General features: G+C 61.8%; 15 protein-coding genes. 10 read left to right on the top strand and 5 right to left on the bottom strand.

What is annotated here, in order from left to right; genetic code table 11:
* Positions 1–146 precede the first annotated feature (146 nt).
* Positions 147–1,016, bottom strand: coding sequence for a DUF427 domain-containing protein (locus HV796_RS36655; protein WP_175232750.1), 870 nt, complete (start codon positions 1,014–1,016; stop codon positions 147–149).
* 641 nt (positions 1,017–1,657) lie between these two features.
* On the opposite strand from HV796_RS36655, the gene katG reads away from it, so the two are divergent.
* From katG to HV796_RS36625, 6 genes are all read left to right on the top strand, one after another.
* Complete coding sequence (katG, locus tag HV796_RS36650) at positions 1,658–3,844, top strand: catalase/peroxidase HPI (RefSeq protein ID WP_175232749.1); 2,187 nt, start codon at positions 1,658–1,660, stop codon at positions 3,842–3,844.
* Between the two features lie 206 nt (positions 3,845–4,050).
* Positions 4,051–4,707 carry a DsbA family oxidoreductase gene (locus HV796_RS36645; RefSeq protein ID WP_175232748.1) on the top strand — a complete coding sequence of 219 codons (657 nt, stop codon included), beginning with the start codon at positions 4,051–4,053 and terminating at the stop codon, positions 4,705–4,707.
* Positions 4,708–5,768: 1,061 nt separating this feature from the next.
* Complete coding sequence (locus HV796_RS36640) at positions 5,769–6,851, top strand: sugar ABC transporter substrate-binding protein (RefSeq protein ID WP_175232747.1); 1,083 nt, start codon at positions 5,769–5,771, stop codon at positions 6,849–6,851.
* An 8-nt stretch (positions 6,852–6,859) separates the two neighbouring features.
* Positions 6,860–7,849: an ABC transporter permease gene (locus HV796_RS36635; protein ID WP_246356245.1), complete on the top strand. Its 990-nt coding sequence runs from the start codon at positions 6,860–6,862 to the stop codon at positions 7,847–7,849.
* Positions 7,849–8,619, top strand: a complete 771-nt coding sequence (locus HV796_RS36630; protein ID WP_175232753.1) for an ATP-binding cassette domain-containing protein — start codon at positions 7,849–7,851, stop codon at positions 8,617–8,619. The genes HV796_RS36635 and HV796_RS36630 overlap by 1 nt, the downstream gene beginning before the upstream one ends.
* A gap of 158 nt (positions 8,620–8,777) precedes the next feature.
* Positions 8,778–9,542, top strand: a complete 765-nt coding sequence (locus HV796_RS36625) for a hypothetical protein (RefSeq protein ID WP_175232745.1) — start codon at positions 8,778–8,780, stop codon at positions 9,540–9,542.
* 78 nt (positions 9,543–9,620) lie between these two features.
* Here HV796_RS36625 and HV796_RS36620 read toward each other — a convergent pair whose 3' ends face one another.
* Positions 9,621–10,760: a peptidyl-alpha-hydroxyglycine alpha-amidating lyase family protein gene (locus tag HV796_RS36620; RefSeq protein ID WP_175232744.1), complete on the bottom strand. Its 1,140-nt coding sequence runs from the start codon at positions 10,758–10,760 to the stop codon at positions 9,621–9,623.
* Positions 10,761–10,974: 214 nt separating this feature from the next.
* Entirely contained in the window at positions 10,975–11,694 is a 720-nt protein-coding gene (locus HV796_RS36615; RefSeq protein WP_175232743.1) for an SDR family oxidoreductase, read from the bottom strand.
* 121 nt (positions 11,695–11,815) lie between these two features.
* On the opposite strand from HV796_RS36615, the gene HV796_RS36610 reads away from it, so the two are divergent.
* Positions 11,816–12,769, top strand: coding sequence for a LysR family transcriptional regulator (locus HV796_RS36610; protein ID WP_175232742.1), 954 nt, complete (start codon positions 11,816–11,818; stop codon positions 12,767–12,769).
* Here HV796_RS36610 and HV796_RS36605 read toward each other — a convergent pair.
* Positions 12,766–14,175, bottom strand: a complete 1,410-nt coding sequence (locus tag HV796_RS36605) for a carbohydrate porin (RefSeq protein WP_175232752.1) — start codon at positions 14,173–14,175, stop codon at positions 12,766–12,768. The two genes, HV796_RS36610 and HV796_RS36605, sit on opposite strands and share 4 nt — an antisense overlap.
* A gap of 174 nt (positions 14,176–14,349) precedes the next feature.
* Positions 14,350–14,514 carry a hypothetical protein gene (locus HV796_RS36600; protein WP_175232741.1) on the bottom strand — a complete coding sequence of 55 codons (165 nt, stop codon included), beginning with the start codon at positions 14,512–14,514 and terminating at the stop codon, positions 14,350–14,352.
* 518 nt (positions 14,515–15,032) lie between these two features.
* Here HV796_RS36600 and HV796_RS36595 point away from each other — a divergent pair.
* The 3 genes from HV796_RS36595 to HV796_RS36585 form a co-directional block, all read left to right on the top strand.
* Entirely contained in the window at positions 15,033–15,179 is a 147-nt protein-coding gene (locus HV796_RS36595; RefSeq protein ID WP_175232740.1) for a hypothetical protein, read from the top strand.
* 240 nt (positions 15,180–15,419) lie between these two features.
* Positions 15,420–17,174 carry an ABC transporter permease gene (locus tag HV796_RS36590; RefSeq protein ID WP_175232739.1) on the top strand — a complete coding sequence of 585 codons (1,755 nt, stop codon included), beginning with the start codon at positions 15,420–15,422 and terminating at the stop codon, positions 17,172–17,174.
* Between the two features lie 10 nt (positions 17,175–17,184).
* Positions 17,185–17,431, top strand: a 247-nt coding sequence (locus tag HV796_RS36585; protein WP_246356244.1) for an ATP-binding cassette domain-containing protein, incomplete at its 3' end; no start/stop codon positions are given.

The following is a 17,431-nucleotide window of genomic DNA, read 5'->3' as shown; positions in this document are numbered from 1 at the left end:
GTCGCTCGCAACAAGCTCAAAAGCGCTCAGCACCGACCTTCGATCATCGCCGCGTGCTGGATTCAGGCAACCTTGTGGTGACGTCATGATTTATGGAAAGGTCAATAGTCCTCCACCTCGCCGTGTACCCGCTGTCGTGTCGATGCTCATGGGCGTTCGCGCACTTGCACTTCATGGACCGTGAGCTCCCGATCGGGGCCGTGCGGGATCACCGTTTGCCCTGGTTCGAGATGAAGCGCTCTGTCGTCGAGATGAACCGTGACGATATCCGGCTCGAACGATACGAAGTTCGCCACGCGGTGGACTTCAGGATAGGTCTCCGGATACGACCACGCGGCCATGCGCGCGTCGTCGATGTCGTAGTAGCTGCAAACGCCCTTGTATGGACAGAATGTTCTGGCGTCCACGGCAGTGAGCGCGGACTCGTCGATATCGGCGCGCGGCACGTACCAGCGCGGCGCGAAGCCGGACTCGTAAAGCGCGAGCGGCCGCGTGCTATCGGCGATCACGCGGTCGCGATGACGGACCACCAGGTGACGCGACGTCTCGCGAATATCGATGCGGTGATACGGGTCGGCCGCGTGGCCGACGATCCGTTCGTCTTCCTCATAGAAGGCGTCCATCGCACGCCATGCGAACGCAATACGATCCTTGAGCTCGCCGGCATGAGCGGGCAAATCCGTGTGCTGCCACGCACCGCGTTGCGCGATCTGGTCGCCGGCGCGTACGGCGTACCACGCGGTCTGGCCGAGGTCCTGGTGGCGGGTGGTGTGCTCGAGGCGCTCCAGCACGTCCGACGCGATATCGCCTTGGGGAAAATACGCGACGGGATAGCGGGCCGGCTCGAAAAGCAGCACGACGTTCTCACTATCGGCGATCCATCGACCACCGAAGTGCACGCGCATACGACGCCGCAACGGCTCGACGTAGAGCAGTCGTTTCGGCAGCGGGTCGGGGACGAGAAAACGGCCAATGGCTCCGGATGAGAGCGGGCCTTGTTGCCATGAGAGTCCCATTGCGGTTCCTCCGTGTGCATTGATCAATGATGTGCGCCTGCTATGCATCGGCTATGCGCGCCGGACTGTGTTCATTCTCGTGCGGCTCGGCATGTAACCGGTGATCCCATGCAATGGCGTCATAGATCATATGAACTGAAGCCATTCGACCGGCACGTGAACAACAGGCAATGACCCTCGCATCAGGCCGCAGCGATTGCGTCGTTAGCAAACGGGTTGACGCTTAGTGTCGCTGAATCGGGATGAATTCGCATTGTGCGTATGCAGTTTGCGGCGGGCGCCAGCGCATGGTCATCCGTCGCGCGAGCTTGACGACTTTCCTGTGTCATGCCGCTTGCTGAAAGCGGATATATCATTCAATTGCACTTGAGCCTGCGCTAATGCCGCGTGCATCGCACACGCATCGGCCGTCACGCTCGACATACAAACCGCCTGCCAGGGCCGGATCAGGCGCGACGGAAGAGCCGCTAAGGCAATCTCCGCAAAATCGCTGAATAAGGTGAGGGGCGATACGGCTGATTTGCTTACAGCGTTCGCGCGCGTCTGCGACGCAACGCAGTGGTTCCTCGAAGCCTTCCACGAACGGCGCCCGTACCCGGGACGACGCGTAGCGGATGGCAAACAATCAATGGAGCATACGCATGTCAACTGAAGCGAAATGCCCGGTCCTGCAATCGTTGAGCGGCATGTCGAACCGGGACTGGTGGCCCAGTCAGCTGAACCTCAAGATCCTGAGTCAGGGGTCGCTGCTTACGGATCCGATGGATAAGGATTTCAACTACGCGAAAGAGTTCAACAGTCTCGATTTCGCGGCCGTGAAGAAAGATCTGCTGGCGCTGATGACCGATTCGCAAGCCTGGTGGCCGGCGGACTTCGGGCACTACGGGCCTTTCTTTATTCGAATGGCGTGGCACAGCGCCGGTACGTACCGTGTCGGCGATGGACGTGGCGGCGCCGGGTCCGGCCAGCAGCGCTTTGCGCCGCTCAACAGCTGGCCCGACAACGTCAGCCTCGACAAGGCGCGCAGGCTGATCTGGCCGATCAAGCAGAAGTACGGCCGGAAAATCTCATGGGCCGATCTGATCATTCTCACGGGCAACGTTGCGCTGGAGTCGATGGGCTTCAAGACCTTCGGTTTCGGCGGCGGACGTGAAGATGTGTTCGAGCCGCAGGAAGACGTGTTCTGGGGCCCGGAAGCCGTATGGCTCGAAGATAAACGCTACTCCGGCGACCGCGCGCTGGAAAATCCGCTCGCGGCCGTGCAGATGGGGCTCATCTACGTCAATCCGGAAGGCCCGAACGGCAAGCCCGATCCGCTCGCGGCCGCGCGCGATATTCGCGAGACCTTTGGCCGCATGGCGATGAACGACGAAGAAACGGTCGCGCTGATCGCGGGCGGCCACACTTTCGGCAAGACGCATGGCGCCGGTCCTGCGTCGCATGTCGGACCTGAGCCGGAAGCGGCGGGCCTCGAGGAACAGGGCCTCGGCTGGAAGAACAGCTTCGGCACCGGCGTAGGCAAGGACACGATCGGCAGCGGTCTCGAAGTCATCTGGACCACGACCCCGACGAAATGGGGCGTCGGCTTCTTCGAGAACCTGTTCGGCTACGAATGGGAACTGACGAAGAGCCCGGCCGGTGCGCATCAATGGACACCGAAAGGCGGCGCGGGCGCCGATGCCGTGCCGGACCCGCACGACCCGAACAAACGCCGCTCGCCGTCGATGCTGACCACCGATCTGTCGCTGCGACTGGACCCGGCTTACGAGAAGATCTCGCGGCGCTTCTACGAAAACCCGGATGAATTCGCGGACGCGTTCGCGCGTGCGTGGTTCAAGCTCACGCATCGCGACATGGGGCCGCGCGCACGCTATCTCGGCCCGGAAGTGCCGAAGGAAGAGCTGATCTGGCAAGACCCGCTGCCGGCGGTCGATCACAAGCTGGTCGATGAGAAGGACATCGCTGCGTTAAAGAGCAAGGTGCTCGCATCGGGCCTGTCCGTTGCGCAACTGGTTTCGACGGCGTGGGCGGCGGCGTCGAGCTTCCGCGGCTCCGACAAGCGCGGCGGCGCGAACGGCGCGCGGATTCGCCTTGCGCCGCAGAAGGACTGGCCAGTCAATCAGCCCGCTCAATTGTCGGAGGTGCTGCGTGCGCTCGAAACCATCCAGCGCGAGTTCAACAGCGCGCAGTCCGGCGGCAAGAAGATTTCGCTCGCGGATCTGATCGTGCTGGCCGGCTGTGCCGGTGTCGAACAGGCAGCGAAGAACGGCGGGCACGCGGTGACGGTTCCGTTCACGCCTGGCCGCGCGGACGCGTCGCAGGAACAGACCGATGTGGTGTCGTTCGAAGTGCTCGAGCCTAAAGCGGACGGCTTTCGTAATTACGTGAACGGCAAACAGCCGTTGTCGGCCGAGGCGCTGCTGATCGACAAGGCGCAATTGCTGACGTTGACCGCGCCGCAAATGACGGTGCTGGTCGGCGGCATGCGCGTGTTGAACACCAACTTCGATCGCACAAAGCATGGCGTTCTGACGAAGCGGCCGGAGGTGCTCAGCAACGACTTCTTCGTGAACCTGCTCGATATGGGCACCGTGTGGAAGCCGGTATCGGACGCCCAGGACGTGTTCGAAGGACGCGATCGCGCAACGGGCGAACTCAAATGGACCGGCACGCGTGTCGATCTCGTGTTCGGGTCGAGCTCGCAATTGCGTGCGTTGGCGGAGGTGTATGGCAGTTCGGATGCGGGCGAGAAGTTTGTCCGCGACTTCGTCGCGTGCTGGGACAAGGTGATGAATCTCGATCGCTTTGATTTGCACGATCGCGGGTAGCCGGCGTTAATAAACGTTGGTGTGGTCAAAAGAAGCAGAGACGGCCGGTCGGCTGACCGGCCGTCTCTGCTTTCGTTGCCGCCTGGTGTCCGCTTACCACAACGAATCCGGGTTCTGCAGACCCTGATAACTCGCGCTAACCTGCTCGCGTTCGCTGCCTTGTTCTACGGGCAACCTTTGCGAAAGATCTTCCCAACAGGAACACGATGACCCCGCTAAGAATCGACTTTATTTCCGATATCGCGTGCCCGTGGTGCGCGGTCGGCCTATCGTCATTGCAACTTGCATTGTCCCGTCTCGATGAAGAGGTGGCGGCCGAATGGGTCGTGCATCCGTTCGAGCTGAATCCGCAGATGGGCCCTGAAGGGCAGAACATTGTCGACTACCTCGGCGGAAAATATGGCCGCACGCCCGCGCAGATCGCCGAAACGCAGGCGATGATCCGCGAGCGTGGCGCGAGTGTCGGCTTTACGTTCGGTGAACGAAAGTATGTCTACAACACATTCGATGCACACCGGCTGCTGCAATGGGCACTGTCCAAAGACCGGCAGTTGCCGCTCGAGATGGCGCTGATGCGGGCCTACCATGGCGACGGCAAAGACGTCAGCGACCATCACGTGCTCGTCGAAGCGGCGCAATCCGTCGGACTGGATGGACAGGAAGCGCGCCAGATCCTGCAAGGCAACGACTACGCCGATGCCGTTCGCGCCGACGAACAGGAAACCCAGGCGATGGACATCCACTCGGTGCCCGCCATCATCTTCAACCGGCGTTACCTCGTGACGGGCGGACAGCCGGTGGAAGCGTTCGAGCAGGCCATCCGGCAGATTCTCGCTCAGGAACGCGCGGCGTCACCGCAGTGACAGCCCGCTGATATCGCCGCAGTGACGCGTTCAATCTGCACGGTGCCGGCTGCATGCAGCCGGCACCGTGCATCGCTTTCGCACGTTAAACGATTAAATCGAATATCGGCCTTTATAAATGCAGGCTGGATTTTCGAAGAAGACGCGCCTATAACATGAAAAAAAGAACAAACCGCCTTTTCGAATAGGACGTCAAACTGGTTCTTTGGGACGTGCACCAATAAGGGAAATAAGGTTACGTTTGCGCACGTACCGTCTTTCATCGCGCTTTCGCGCCCCGCCGTATGGGGCGCATTTCGAACCTCGCCGTGCCGGGCTCCCTTTCCTGCAATCGGCAAGCAGTAGCTAAAGTCGATACGAACGGCTTTCAGTGTCTGTTTTTCCCACTCACGCGATTCGCTTTGACATCCTTATTGGATGGCGGCGTATTGCATTTCGAATGCAGGTGAACGAAATGAGAGTCTCTATTGCTTCTGTGTTGGCCGTAACCGCGCTGTCCGCTATTTCCGGTGTTGCCTATGCGCAGACATGGCAGTCCCCCAGCGGCGATCCGCAAGCGCCGCAAGCCGCAACGATGTCACAACCGGCAACCATGCAACAGCCGTCGATGGAGCGATACGACTATGACGCGACAGGCCCTCAGCCCGGTGGGTCGAGTGGAAGCGGACGAGCGAGGAACGGCGCGCGCTGCATCGTTGGTTTGTCTTGCGATATCTACCAGGGGAGTTAGGCTGGCGTGGGTGTTTGCGCACGCCAGCTTCACGTTGCGGGTTCACGATGCGGAACGCGTCAGGCGAGTGCCAGGGCCGGAGCCTTGGGTGGCGCTCGCCGCTTCCGCGCGGATAGTGGAAACCCGACACGCTCCGGCCGCATCCCAATAGTCGGACTACTTTAGGGTATACATTGATTATTCGGCCAAAGTCAGTGAGATAGCATCTTCCGCAGTTGTCAGGAGCGCACGCATGCACGTGATGTAAGGCGTATTGATGTCCGGCTCCGGCGCTTTTATGGCCTGCGCCGTCATGCACAGCAAGTTAATAACTAAGAGACTGGAGGATGACATGGCCGATAAGCCGGAACGCGATGGGGAAGAAGTGCAGGGAATGCGTCGTGGAATGTTGCAAGGCGCCGGATTGGGCGCTGCGCTGGCGCTGCTCGGTGGGGTCATCACGCCGGCACAGGCTGCGGAAGGGGCACCGTTCCCAAGTCACAAGCGTTGGAAAATCGTATTCGTCAACCACGTGACGACGAACCCATTCTTCGTGCCGACTCAATACGGCATTCAGGACTCCACCGCTTTGCTCGGCATGGACTACCAGTGGACCGGTTCGGCCAACGCCGATATCGGCGAGATGGTCAACGCGGTCAATGCGGCGGTGGCCGCGAAGGCCGACGCGATCGCGGTGCCGATTGTCGATCCCAAAGCATTCGACAAGCCGATCCAGGCGGCGCTCGACGCGGGCATTCCGGTGTTCGCGTATAACGCCGACGCACCGCAAGGGTCGACCAATCCCCGTCTGGCCTATATCGGCCAGGACCTGTATCTGTCCGGCTACCAGATGGGCGAGCGTATCGTGAGCCTGATCGACAGCGGTCTCGTCGCGCTCTTTATCGCGACGCCGGGCCAGCTGAATATTCAGCCGCGGCTCGATGGCGCGATTGCGGCGATCAAGAAGTCGGGCAAGAAGATCGACGTGCAAACCATCGCAACGGGTGCGACGGTCAACGAAGAACTGTCGAAGATCAAGTCGTTCTACCTCGGTCACCAGGACCTCAAGGGCATGTTCGCGGTCGACGCGGGCAGCACGCAGGGCGTCGCGGAGGTGATGAAGGAGAGCAACCTGCCCGCGAAAGGTGTGCACGGCGGCGGCTTCGATCTGTTGCCACGCACGGTCCAGCTGATTCATGACGGCTACCTCGACTTCACGATCGACCAGCAGCCGTACGTGCAAGGCTTCTACACGGTGGTCCAGGCGTTTGTCTTCCTCGCGTCCGGCGGGCTGGTCGGGCCGGCTGATGTCAACACCGGCCTGAAGTTCGTCACGAAGGGCACGGTCGAACCGTACCTGAATACGTCGACGCGTTATGAAGGCAAGAGCACGAAACCGCAAATTGTCCCGCGCACGGGAGCGATCAAAGGGTGACGTCTTCGGTGGCGGATCAGCCAAAGCCTCGCGCACGACCGCGACGTCTGTCGCGGTCGCTGCTGCATTCGAGCGAGATTCGCATCCTCGTGGTCGCGCTGCTGTTATGCGCGTACTTCGAGGTGGCCAACCACGACTTTCTGCTGTCGGGCGCGAGTCTGCAGAACCTGTCGCAGTTCATCGCGCCGGTCGCGATTATCGCGTTTGGCGAGATCATGCTGATGATCGGCGGGGAAATCGATCTCTCCGCCGGGATGGTCTTCGCGTTTGCGCCGTTCATCATGCATTTCGCGATCGAGGCCGGTTTTCCGATCGGGCTCGCGATACTGGCGGGTGTGGCGGCAGCGGGCGTCGTCGGGTTTATTAATGGCGCTGTGACGGTCTACCTGCGCATTCCATCGTTTGTCACCACGCTCGGCACACTGTTCTTCGTGAACGGCTTCACGTTGACGATTTCACAGGGCACGCCGGTTCCCGCACCCGAGAACACGATTTTTGCGAACCTGATGGGCGCGTGGGGCTATAGCGAGATCATCTGGGCGGTCGCGATTGCCGCGATCATGCATGTCGTGCTGCGGCACACGCGCTGGGGCTTGCATACGGTCGCATCGGGCGCGAATCCGCTCGGCTCGAGCGAAGCGGGTATCCATATCAACCGGTTGAAGCTCGGCAACTTCATGATCGCGGCAGTGCTCGCAGGACTCACCGGCATTCTCGAGGGTTTTCGCATTGCGTCGATCGATCCGCAGGCAGGCGGCAATCAGATCATGTTCCTCGCGGTCGCCGCGGGGGTGATCGGCGGCACGCCGCTCGCGGGCGGCTCCGGCACGATCATCGGCGGCCTGATCGGCGCGGCGGTCCTCGGTATCCTGAGCGATGGGTTCACGCTGATCGGCATCAACGCGTTCACGTTCAATATGATTCTCGGTGCTTCGATTCTCGCCGCGATGATCTTCAATATTCACGTCGCCCGGCTGGCGCGCAAGGGAGATCGATGATGTCCGAGCTGCCGGTGGAAGCGCTGCACGGCGAGGATATCGTCAAGCGGTTCGGGGCGGTCACCGCGCTCGACGGTGTGTCACTGACGCTCAGGAAGGGTGAGATTCTCGGCATCCTCGGCGACAACGGCGCGGGCAAGTCGACGCTGATCAAGATACTCACCGGGTTTCATCAGCAGACGAGCGGCAAGCTGTTCGTCAACGGCGAGGAAACGCTGCTGCGTTCGGTCGACCACGCGCGTGCGCTCGGCATCGAATGCGTGTATCAGGATCTCGCGCTGGCGAATTCGTTGAGTATCTATCACAACATGTTTCTGAATCGCGAGATCATTCATCGCGGTCCGATTCCGCTGTTGAACAACCGCGCGATGCGTAGCCGCGCCGCGGAGTTTCTCGAAGAAATCGGCGTGAACGTGCCGTCGGTGGACCTGCCGGTCGAACAGCTCTCAGGCGGTCAAAGGCAGGCGATCGCGGTCGCGCGCGCGGTTCATTCGAATGCGAAGATCCTGCTGCTCGACGAACCGCTCGCGGCAATGGGCGCTCGCGAAGCCGGATTGATCATCGACCTGATCATGCGTCTGAAGGCGAAGGGTGATCTGTCGATCATCATGATCATGCACAACTATGCACAGACCCTCGATATCGCGGACCGCGTGATGTTGATGCAGCGTGGCCGCGTCACGTATCAACGCGAGGCCGCCAGCACGTCGGTCGCCGAGCTGATGGATATCGTGCGACGTGAATATCGCGCGATGCGCACCGCGTCCTGAATTCGCCGTAGCGTTAGATCCCCGCCTTTTTCGTCTGAATTGCCGCTGAACCGCGCGGCCTCGCGAATTTTTTTCGAGGCCGCGACGAGCCTCGTTTTGCGAACACGTCGGCTATCATGAATGAATCGATTGCTATGGCGTAGTCCGCAGGTTCAGATATGACGAAAGTAGGAAAGACGCTCATCGCCGCGTTGGTCGTAGCAGACTTGGCGTTCGTTTTTTACATCATGTCCCCGCAAAGCGACCGTTCGACGGGAAAAAGTGACCCGGCTGCGGAAGGTTCGGTAAAAACGGCGGCGCTTGATCCCGCTGCAGATTCCGCTGCGGGTCCTGCTGCAAATGGCGGTGCTCAGGTTGCAGCGGGTGCCATCGCGAACGAATTGCCGGCGTCCGCGACCGCACCTTCTGCGACAGGCGCAAACCGTACGATTGCAGCGGCGCCGCCGAGGCCCGTCGCGGTCCCCAACGTGCTGCTCGAACGACCTCCCGCGGCCGCAAGCACACGTTCTCTCGCAACTGCGAGCGCGCCGAAAGAAACGCCGGCTGTGACCGTGCGTCAGCAGCCGGTCAAAACCGTCGACGTGGCGAATAGCCGCCAGTCTGTCGACACGAAAGCGCGTCAGTCGTCGCGAAGCGAACAGGCATCAAACACCGGACGTTCGAGCGATGCGCACTCCAGTGGCGACAACCCGGTTGCTTCCGCGATGACAGAGGCGCTTGTCAGGCAGTCCGCGAAGCTCGACCCTTCGCTGCCACCGCCTGATATGTCGAAGGCGATCACACTGAACGACAGTCCGGATACGTCGAGCCATGGTGGCGCGAATCCGGTCGCGGCGGCGATGACGGAACAACTGGTCAGGGAATCCAGCCGGATCAATTCGCCGGTTCACAGCCCGGTGCCGGCGCAACCGGGCGCTCAGTGAGTGTCGGTTGGCACACGCATCGATTGAATGTGACGTAACCCCATCGTGGTCCCGTTCGCGACGCGCTGCGCGTCGTGCTCACGCGTGCAGAATCAGCTTCTGCACGCGCCAGTTCAAGAGCTCCGCGACGTAAAGCACATTCTCGGATGGACACGCCATCTCGTGAATCCAGCCGAACTGTTTGAGCTGCTTGCCCGTCTCGCCAAACATACCGAGCAACTGGCCGTCGAGCGTCAGTTTGTAGATGCGGCCGGGGTAAGCGTCGGCGCTGTATAGCACCGGGTTCGGACCGGGCGAAATGCAGATGGCCCACGGCGACCCCGGTGCAAAGGTGCCGGCCGCGATTTCCGCTTCGCTCGGTATATTGCCGATCGCAGCACGCGCGCCGGGCGGCACGGGCACGTCGATCGTGAATTGGCGTAGAAAGTTGCCATCTGTGTCAAAGACCTGAATGCGCCGGTTGCTGCGGTCCGCGACGTAGATGTGATTGTTCGCGTCGACCGCGATACTGTGCGGCGTATGAAACTGGCCCGGCCCGGTGCCGCGTTCCCCCCACGACTTAAGCCAGTTGCCGTTGCTATCCACCTTGGCGACGCGCGAGTTGATATAGCCGTCGCTGATGTACGTGTTCCCCGACGAGTCCCACGCGACATCGGTCACCTGGCGGAAGCGCCCGGGTTCGGCGGGCAGCGGCGGATTCGGATGCTTGAGCGGTGCGGTCTCCTCATCCGACGCTTCCTGCTTGCGCCCGAACACCATCGCGACGCGTCCCTCGGGCGTGAATTTGATCACCATGTCCGAGCCCTTGTCGGTCACCCAGATGTTGTCGTGACGATCGATCTTGACCGTATGCGCAAACGACCACGCATACAGGTTATGACCGATCTCGCGCACAAACTTGCCATTGGGCGCGAATTCGAGCAGTTGCGCGGCCGCCGCGCCATACGCGGGCCCCGTCGAGTTGCCGCGCGAAAGCACGAAAATATGGCCGTGCGAATTGACCGCGACACCGGAGCATTCACCGAAATAAATGTTATCCGGCAGCCGAACCGGATCGGGGACCGAATCGTAGCGAATCGAAGGGACCGACGTTTGCGCATTCGCGAAACCTGGTGCGGCGGCGAGTGCGGCGGCGGCGCTAAGGAATTGCCGGCGCGTGAAGCCGCGTTGCGAAGGATCGGTACAACATGGGCAGAACCACGTGTGTCGCGATTTCATCGACGTCCCCTCGTCAAGGAATGACCGGCCGATGGTTGCAACTTTCGGATTGCTGGTCAATCCTGTTAAACGAGGCGTAGCGCCTTTTTTGTGCGGCTAATGCGCGGTTCATTCACTGCGCAACACGATGCGCGAGCAATCGGCGAGCTTGCGCGTGCCAATGTGCCGACTGCTACGCGTCGTGCATAGGCGAACCCATCCGCGCGGTGACACGTCACAACAGTCGCATACCCCCATCGCATTCGATCACCGCGCCCGTCACGAACCGGTTTTCCATCAGGAAGACAATGGCATGCGCGATATCCTGCGCGTCACCGACGCGCCGCACCGGCAGCGTTTCGGCCTGCTGTCGAAACAGGTTCGTCTTTACGTCAGCGGGGAAGCGATCCCACCATGCAGTATCGACCACACCCGGTGAAATCGCATTGATGCGCATCGGCGCCAGTTCGCGCGCAAGCGTGCCGATCATGCTTTCAAGCGCGCCGTTGATCGCGCCGAGGCCTGCGGTGCCGGGGTTCGCGATGCGCGCGGAGATCGCGGTCAGAAACGTGATGCTGCCGTCGCGGCGTAGCGCATGCAGTCCGGCTTGCGCGGCCTCGATCTGCGGCCAGAATTTCGCTTCGAAGCCGCGGCGCAGCGCGGCCAGGTCGAGCTCGGCGAATGTGCCGCCGCCTTCGCCACCCGAAAGTGTCAGCACGAGGTGATCGAACCGTCCAAGGCGCTCGAAGAAGCGGTCGAGCGCGACGCGATCGGTGCAGTCGAACGCTTCGCCCGCAACGCGTCCGGCAATGCCCGCCAGCGCGTTGTCGAGTTTTCGTCGATCGCGGCCGACCGCCACCACATGCGCGCCGGCTGCGGCAACGCGCGACACGGTCGCGAGCCCCATGCCCGAAGAACCGCCTAGCACCACGACTTTCTGATTTTGCCAGTCCATGTCACCGCTCCTGTTGATAGAAGGAGGAGGGCGGGCGATCTGCGGTCACATCGCGCTTTGTATCGCTCTCCATCGCGATAGAATGCGTGCTGGACTGATATCATTCAAATCGTTTGATACGATGACCAACATCATTGAAAATGATTTCCGTCGTTTCGACCTGAACCTGCTGCTGGCCTTCCGCGCGTTGATGCAGGAGCGCAGTGTCACGCGGGCCGCGCAACGGCTTTTCCTCGGTCAGCCGGCGCTGAGCGGGGCGCTCAAGCGGCTGCGCGACGCATTCGGCGACGAACTGTTCGTGCGCACGCCGCACGGCGTTACGCCGACGCCGCGCGCACTCGAACTCGCACGGCAGATCGAGCCATTCCTCCAGGCACTGCATCAGGCGCTGACGCAGCCGCCTCAATTCGAGCCGGCGCTCGCGCAGCGCGTATTCCGCATCGGCTTGAGCGATTCGCTGGAGGTGCTGCTGATGCCCGAAATCATGGAGCGGCTCGCTGCTTGCGCACCGAACGTGAAACTGATTGCGCGCACGACCGATTCCACTCGTGCGGCAACGATGCTCGACGAAGGCGCGATCGAACTGGCGGTCGGTGTGTTTCCGGAATGCATGCCGTGGCAGCGGCGCAAGCCGCTGTTTCAATGGCGCTTCGTGAGCGTCTACAATCCGCGCCTCGTGAAAACGCGTCGCAAGCGGTTGTCGATGGACGAATTCCTGCAACACCGGCATGTGATGACATCGTTTAGCGCGGGCCTGCACGGTTTTATCGACGAGCGACTCGACCTGCAAGGGCTCAAGCGCGACGTCGCGTTCTCCAGTTCGAATTTCGCAACGAGCCCGTTTATCGTGCGGCGCACGGCAGCGATTGCGACAGTGCCCGATTTTATCGGCCGCGTCTGGCGCGACACACTGGATCTCGCGATGAGTCCGCTGCCGTTCGACGTGCCGGCGTATGAAGTTTCGCTGATGTGGGCCGCCGCGCATGATGAGGAGCCGGGGCTCGCGTGGCTCGCGGCGGAATTTGTCGACGCGTTTGGCGTGACGGAGAAACCGCGGCGCGCGTCGAACGCCTAGAACGTGATCGTCGTCCTCACGCCGATCACAAACGCATTGCCGATTCGCTCGGCAGGATTGTCCGGATCCGGTATCCCGCCCGACGGCCGGAAGAAATACTGCGCGTCGCCTTGCAATTGCCACCACGGCGCGATCTGATACTGATACGTCGCTTCAATCACCGTCTCCGCGGTACGTGACGGAAAGCCAGGCGTGGTCTGCGCCGTCGCGCTGGCGAGGTCTCGCGCATGCGAGCCGATATGCGCGTAGCCGAGCGCAATGCCGGCGACATCGTTATCGCGTCCGCTGAATGGCGCCTTCAGTGTGACGCCGACGTTCGCGCCGAAATCGACCAGATTGCGATCGCCCGGTGCACCCATCAGCCGTGCAAAGGCGCCGACCGAGCGCGGCCCGCCGTTGCTGTCCCGCCAGATCATCTGGTCCGCAACCGCATAGACGCTCCAGTTGCCGTGATGGCGTTGCGGTATGCCGCTGCTGTCGGGGCTCGCCAGTGATACACCATTGCTCGCCAACGCCTGATCGTTGAACGATTGCGTGTCGTACCAGAAGCCGAGCTTCCAGGTCCCCGGCAGACCCGCATCTTGCGCGTCGGACCCATTCGCCGGCGGCCGATTGAACGCATACTGAATCTCACCGATGATCAGCGCACCGTCGCGCAGACTGAAGTTCGTACCGTGTGCATCGAGCTTTTGCGGATCGCCGATGCCATTGCCGGCCGGGTTGCTGCCGAATACGCCGGCCAGCACCGTGACCTGATCGGCTGGCGTCGCACGCACGCGCACGCCGGGCGACGCGAGCGGATACGACGGACCGCCGGCCGGCAAATCGACTGATGGCAGCGCGCTCCAGCCGAAGGTGGCATTGATGAATGTGCTCGCATACTCACTCGTCATGAATTCCTGATCGGCGCTTTGTTCACCGACCTTGACATCGACCCGGCCACCCGCGAACGCTTGCTGGTACCACAGTTCCCACAGGCGCGTCGTCGCGTCGGCCTCGATGCCGCTCGCGAACTGCAACGTCTGCAGATTGCGCGTGCTGATACTGGTGCCGTGAATCTGCAGGCCCGACACGTTGAAGATGCCGCCGGCGAGGCCAAACGCCTTTTGCGTATCGACGCCGAGACTGAACTCGGTGAGCCCATCGTAAGCGCCGCCGCGCGCGGTGCCGCCGGACAGATTGTTCAGGTACTCGCTGGTTTCCTGCAGGCCAAACGTGATGCCGTATTGGCCAAGCCAAGGGCGCAGACCGCCGAGATCGCCGAACAGCGTCGCGCGGTTCCACCATCCGGCCGGCGGCGCAGTGGGGGCCGATGCCTGTGTGGATGAGTCCGTCGGTGCCTGCGTCGCCGGCTGCGCGTCGGCGGTTTGGGCGATGGCCCGGATGGCGCAGAACGCGAATGACATCGCGATGCCGCCCAGGCGCGCGAACTTCGGTGTCCATGCGCCCGGTTTGCGCGTCTTTGCCCGCGTACGCCGTCGCGTGTGCCGTGACGGTCCGCGCGCGTCGGGCGGACGAGCGGACCACATCGCGCGCGCAGGACGGGTGACAATCGAGCGAAGGAACATAAGCACCTCTGTTTAGCCCATCGCGCGACGTACAGACGGACGAATTTTATGCAATGTCGCCAAAGCACCGCAAGCAAAAATATCGTAAATGCGCTCGTTGCGCAGCACATTGAGAAGCGCCACATACGGCTGCGATACGAAAGCTTTGAAGGCTTTCGTGGTCTGCCGGACACTCATTCGCGGTTCGTGTTGACGCGGCAATGCTCGCCTGATTAGAATTCGCGAGTCTTCACAAAAGGGGCCGTCATTGGACTCCAGCAGTAGTCGATCTCCGATCAGTTTCGCTGTCTGAACGACAGGACGTCCGCGCTTCCTTTCCCAGCCGCCGTTCTGCCCTCAGGCAGGCGGTGCGCGTCTTGGCAATATCCCGTGCACCTTGTCAGTCCATCTGGACGTCGCGTTTGCGTGTCCGGATGGCGGCATTGCGAATTTCGCATTCGCGGTGCTGCCCGTTCGTGCCGCTTCACGCGGGCGCCGTCCATCGCATGGCGCGTCGCGTGAGCCGGTTAGCTGATTCTCAACAGTAAGGATGTCGAAATGCCTGATAGTGACTGTTACCCCATACGCCAATCCGCATTCCGTTTGTGTTTGACCGAAGCAACCCGGTAGACGTCCACCTCAGCGAAGTAAGGTGTGCGATCTCTCCGTCTGCGTGCTTCGGTATGTCGCGTCCAGTGGACGCGTGGAGAAACCTCATGAACTTCGCTCTTTTGCTGCCTCAACTGCCTCATATCCTTGCGTCGCACGACTCGTTCGACGCGATGCCCGCGTCGCAGCCGCGCGCGTTCCATCGGCTGATCGCCTTCTGGCGGCGCCTTAGGGCTAGCGATCAGGCCGGCTGATCGCTGAAACGGGCGGGGGCCCGTTACGTGGGAGGCGGCGCGTCTCGAAGCGCCGCCACGCGAGCGCGCCGTCGCGTACACGCAGCGTCACTTTCCGCGCCCGTTTCACCGGGTCTTTCTGCAGGTGGCCCTTCGATGGCCATGCATTGGCTAGCGGTTAGCCAGCGGTTAGCCAGCGGTCGGGCCGCTCAACCTCGGTCAGCCGCTTGCGAACAAAAACAGTGTCCGGTGACGTACACGATGAACTTCAAATTCCATACGAATCCGACGGTCCCTGCATCGGCTTGGCGAGTACTGCCGAACCGCTGGGACTTCGTCGCTTTTCCGCTGATCTTTTGCGCGATCGCGATGGCGGCAAGCGGTCTGCATCAGACGTGGGCGCCGATGTCGACGCTGCAGGAACACGCGGTTTCGCTAAGCGCGGCGAACCTGCCCGAATACGCGCTGCGCACGACGTTGCGCATGCTCGCGGCGATGGCCGCGTCGCTCATTTTCACGCTGGTGTACGGCACGCTAGCCGCGAAAAGCCGGCGCGCCGGACAGGTACTGGTGCCGATTCTCGACATCCTGCAGTCGGTGCCGGTGCTCGGCTACATCTCGTTCACCGTCACTTTTTTTCTCGCGCTGTTTCCTGGCCGTGTGCTGGGGGCGGAGCTCGCGACGATCTTTGCGATCTTCACGAGCCAGGCGTGGAACATGACGTTCAGCTTCTATCAGTCGCTGCGTACGGTGCCGCGCGATCTCGTCGAAGTGTCGCGCGGCTTTCACCTGACCGGCTGGCAGCGCTTCTGGAAGCTGGAGGTGCCGTTTGCGATGCCCGGGCTCGTCTGGAACATGATGATGTCGATGTCCGGCGGATGGTTCTTCGTGGTCGCGTCGGAAGCGATTACCGTCGGCAACAACACGATCGTTCTGCCGGGCATCGGCGCGTATCTCGCGCAGTCGATCGGACAGAAGAATCTCGCGGCGGTCGGATGGGCGATTCTCGCGATGACGGTCGTGATTCTCGCGTATGACCAGTTGCTGTTTCGCCCGCTGGTCGCATGGTCCGACAAGTTCCGGATGGAGACCACACGTTCGAGCGACGAGCCGCAATCGTGGCTGCTCGACCTGATTCGCCGCACGCGGCTGATCAACCAGCTGCTGGTGCCTGCCGGCGGGCTGGTGGCGAACGCCGCGCGCTGGCCGGTGCGCATGCCGCCGCCGCTGCGCGCGGCAGCACGGCCGGCCGCGTCGCGCGGCGACGCGAAACGGGTCGGCGACTTTATCTGGTCGGTCGTCGTATTCGCCGCGGCGATCTATGCGGTCGTTCGCGTGGTCAGCTACGTGAGCACCGGCGCCACGCTCGGCGATGTCGGCCACGTGTTCGCGCTCGGTTCGATCACGTTGTTGCGCGTGTGTTTGCTGATCGTGATCTCGTCGTTGATCTGGGTGCCGCTCGGTGTGCTGATCGGGCTGCGCCCGGCGCTCGCGGAAAAAATCCAGCCGCTCGCGCAGTTTCTGGCCGCGTTCCCGGCGAACCTGCTGTTCCCGGTGTTCGTGATCGTGATCGTGCACTTCCATCTGAACCCGGATATCTGGCTGTCGCCGTTGCTGGTGCTCGGCACGCAGTGGTACATCCTGTTCAACGTGATCGCCGGCGCAAGCGCCTATCCGAACGACTATCGCGAAGCGGCCAAAAACTTCCATATTCGCGGCTGGCAATGGTGGCGCCGCGTGATGTTGCCAGGCATCTTTCCTTACTACGTCACCGGTGCGATTACCGCATCGGGCGGCGCGTGGAACGCGAGCATCGTCGCGGAGTTCGTGCAGTGGGGCGACACGCGGGTCGCCGCGCATGGACTCGGCGCCTATATCGCGCAGACCACCGCCGCCGGCGATTTTCCAAAGATTGTGCTCGGTATTGCCGTTATGTCGCTATACGTGACGCTTTTCAACCGCGCGTTGTGGCGCCCGCTCTATGCGTACGCCGAATCCCGGCTCCGGCTCGATTAAAGGAGGTCCCATGGTGAATGCGGAAATGCTATCGAATGACGCCGTTCAGAACACACCGAGCATTGGCGAAGAGGTGCTGCGGGTCGCGGATGTCCGCCACGGATTCAACAAGGCGCAAGGCGAACAGCGCGTGCTGGATGGTGTCGACCTGTCGCTGCGTGAAGGCGAGATCGTCGGGCTACTGGGCCGCTCGGGCTCGGGCAAGTCGACGCTGCTGCGTATCATCGCCGGGCTGATCGAGCCGACCGACGGCGAAG

This window comes from Paraburkholderia humisilvae, assembly GCF_902859855.1.
GTDB lineage: Bacteria > Pseudomonadota > Gammaproteobacteria > Burkholderiales > Burkholderiaceae > Paraburkholderia > Paraburkholderia humisilvae.
Note: the sequence above shows the minus strand (reverse complement) of the source record. Positions and strands in the feature narration are given on the sequence as shown.

What these genes read in the sequence shown, in the direction of transcription:
- HV796_RS36655 (WP_175232750.1), bottom strand. Translation starts at nt 1,016, where the DNA reads ATGGGACTCTCATGGCAACAAGGCCCGCTCTCATCCGGAGCCATTGGC.
- HV796_RS36640 (WP_175232747.1), top strand. Translation starts at nt 5,769, where the DNA reads ATGGCCGATAAGCCGGAACGCGATGGGGAAGAAGTGCAGGGAATGCGT.
- HV796_RS36630 (WP_175232753.1), top strand. Translation starts at nt 7,849, where the DNA reads ATGTCCGAGCTGCCGGTGGAAGCGCTGCACGGCGAGGATATCGTCAAG.
- HV796_RS36605 (WP_175232752.1), bottom strand. Translation starts at nt 14,175, where the DNA reads ATGTCATTCGCGTTCTGCGCCATCCGGGCCATCGCCCAAACCGCCGAC.
- HV796_RS36645 (WP_175232748.1), top strand. Translation starts at nt 4,051, where the DNA reads ATGACCCCGCTAAGAATCGACTTTATTTCCGATATCGCGTGCCCGTGG.
- HV796_RS36615 (WP_175232743.1), bottom strand. Translation starts at nt 11,694, where the DNA reads ATGGACTGGCAAAATCAGAAAGTCGTGGTGCTAGGCGGTTCTTCGGGC.
- HV796_RS36610 (WP_175232742.1), top strand. Translation starts at nt 11,816, where the DNA reads ATGACCAACATCATTGAAAATGATTTCCGTCGTTTCGACCTGAACCTG.
- HV796_RS36620 (WP_175232744.1), bottom strand. Translation starts at nt 10,760, where the DNA reads ATGAAATCGCGACACACGTGGTTCTGCCCATGTTGTACCGATCCTTCG.
- HV796_RS36590 (WP_175232739.1), top strand. Translation starts at nt 15,420, where the DNA reads ATGAACTTCAAATTCCATACGAATCCGACGGTCCCTGCATCGGCTTGG.
- HV796_RS36600 (WP_175232741.1), bottom strand. Translation starts at nt 14,514, where the DNA reads ATGAGTGTCCGGCAGACCACGAAAGCCTTCAAAGCTTTCGTATCGCAG.
- HV796_RS36595 (WP_175232740.1), top strand. Translation starts at nt 15,033, where the DNA reads ATGAACTTCGCTCTTTTGCTGCCTCAACTGCCTCATATCCTTGCGTCG.
- katG (WP_175232749.1), top strand. Translation starts at nt 1,658, where the DNA reads ATGTCAACTGAAGCGAAATGCCCGGTCCTGCAATCGTTGAGCGGCATG.
- HV796_RS36625 (WP_175232745.1), top strand. Translation starts at nt 8,778, where the DNA reads ATGACGAAAGTAGGAAAGACGCTCATCGCCGCGTTGGTCGTAGCAGAC.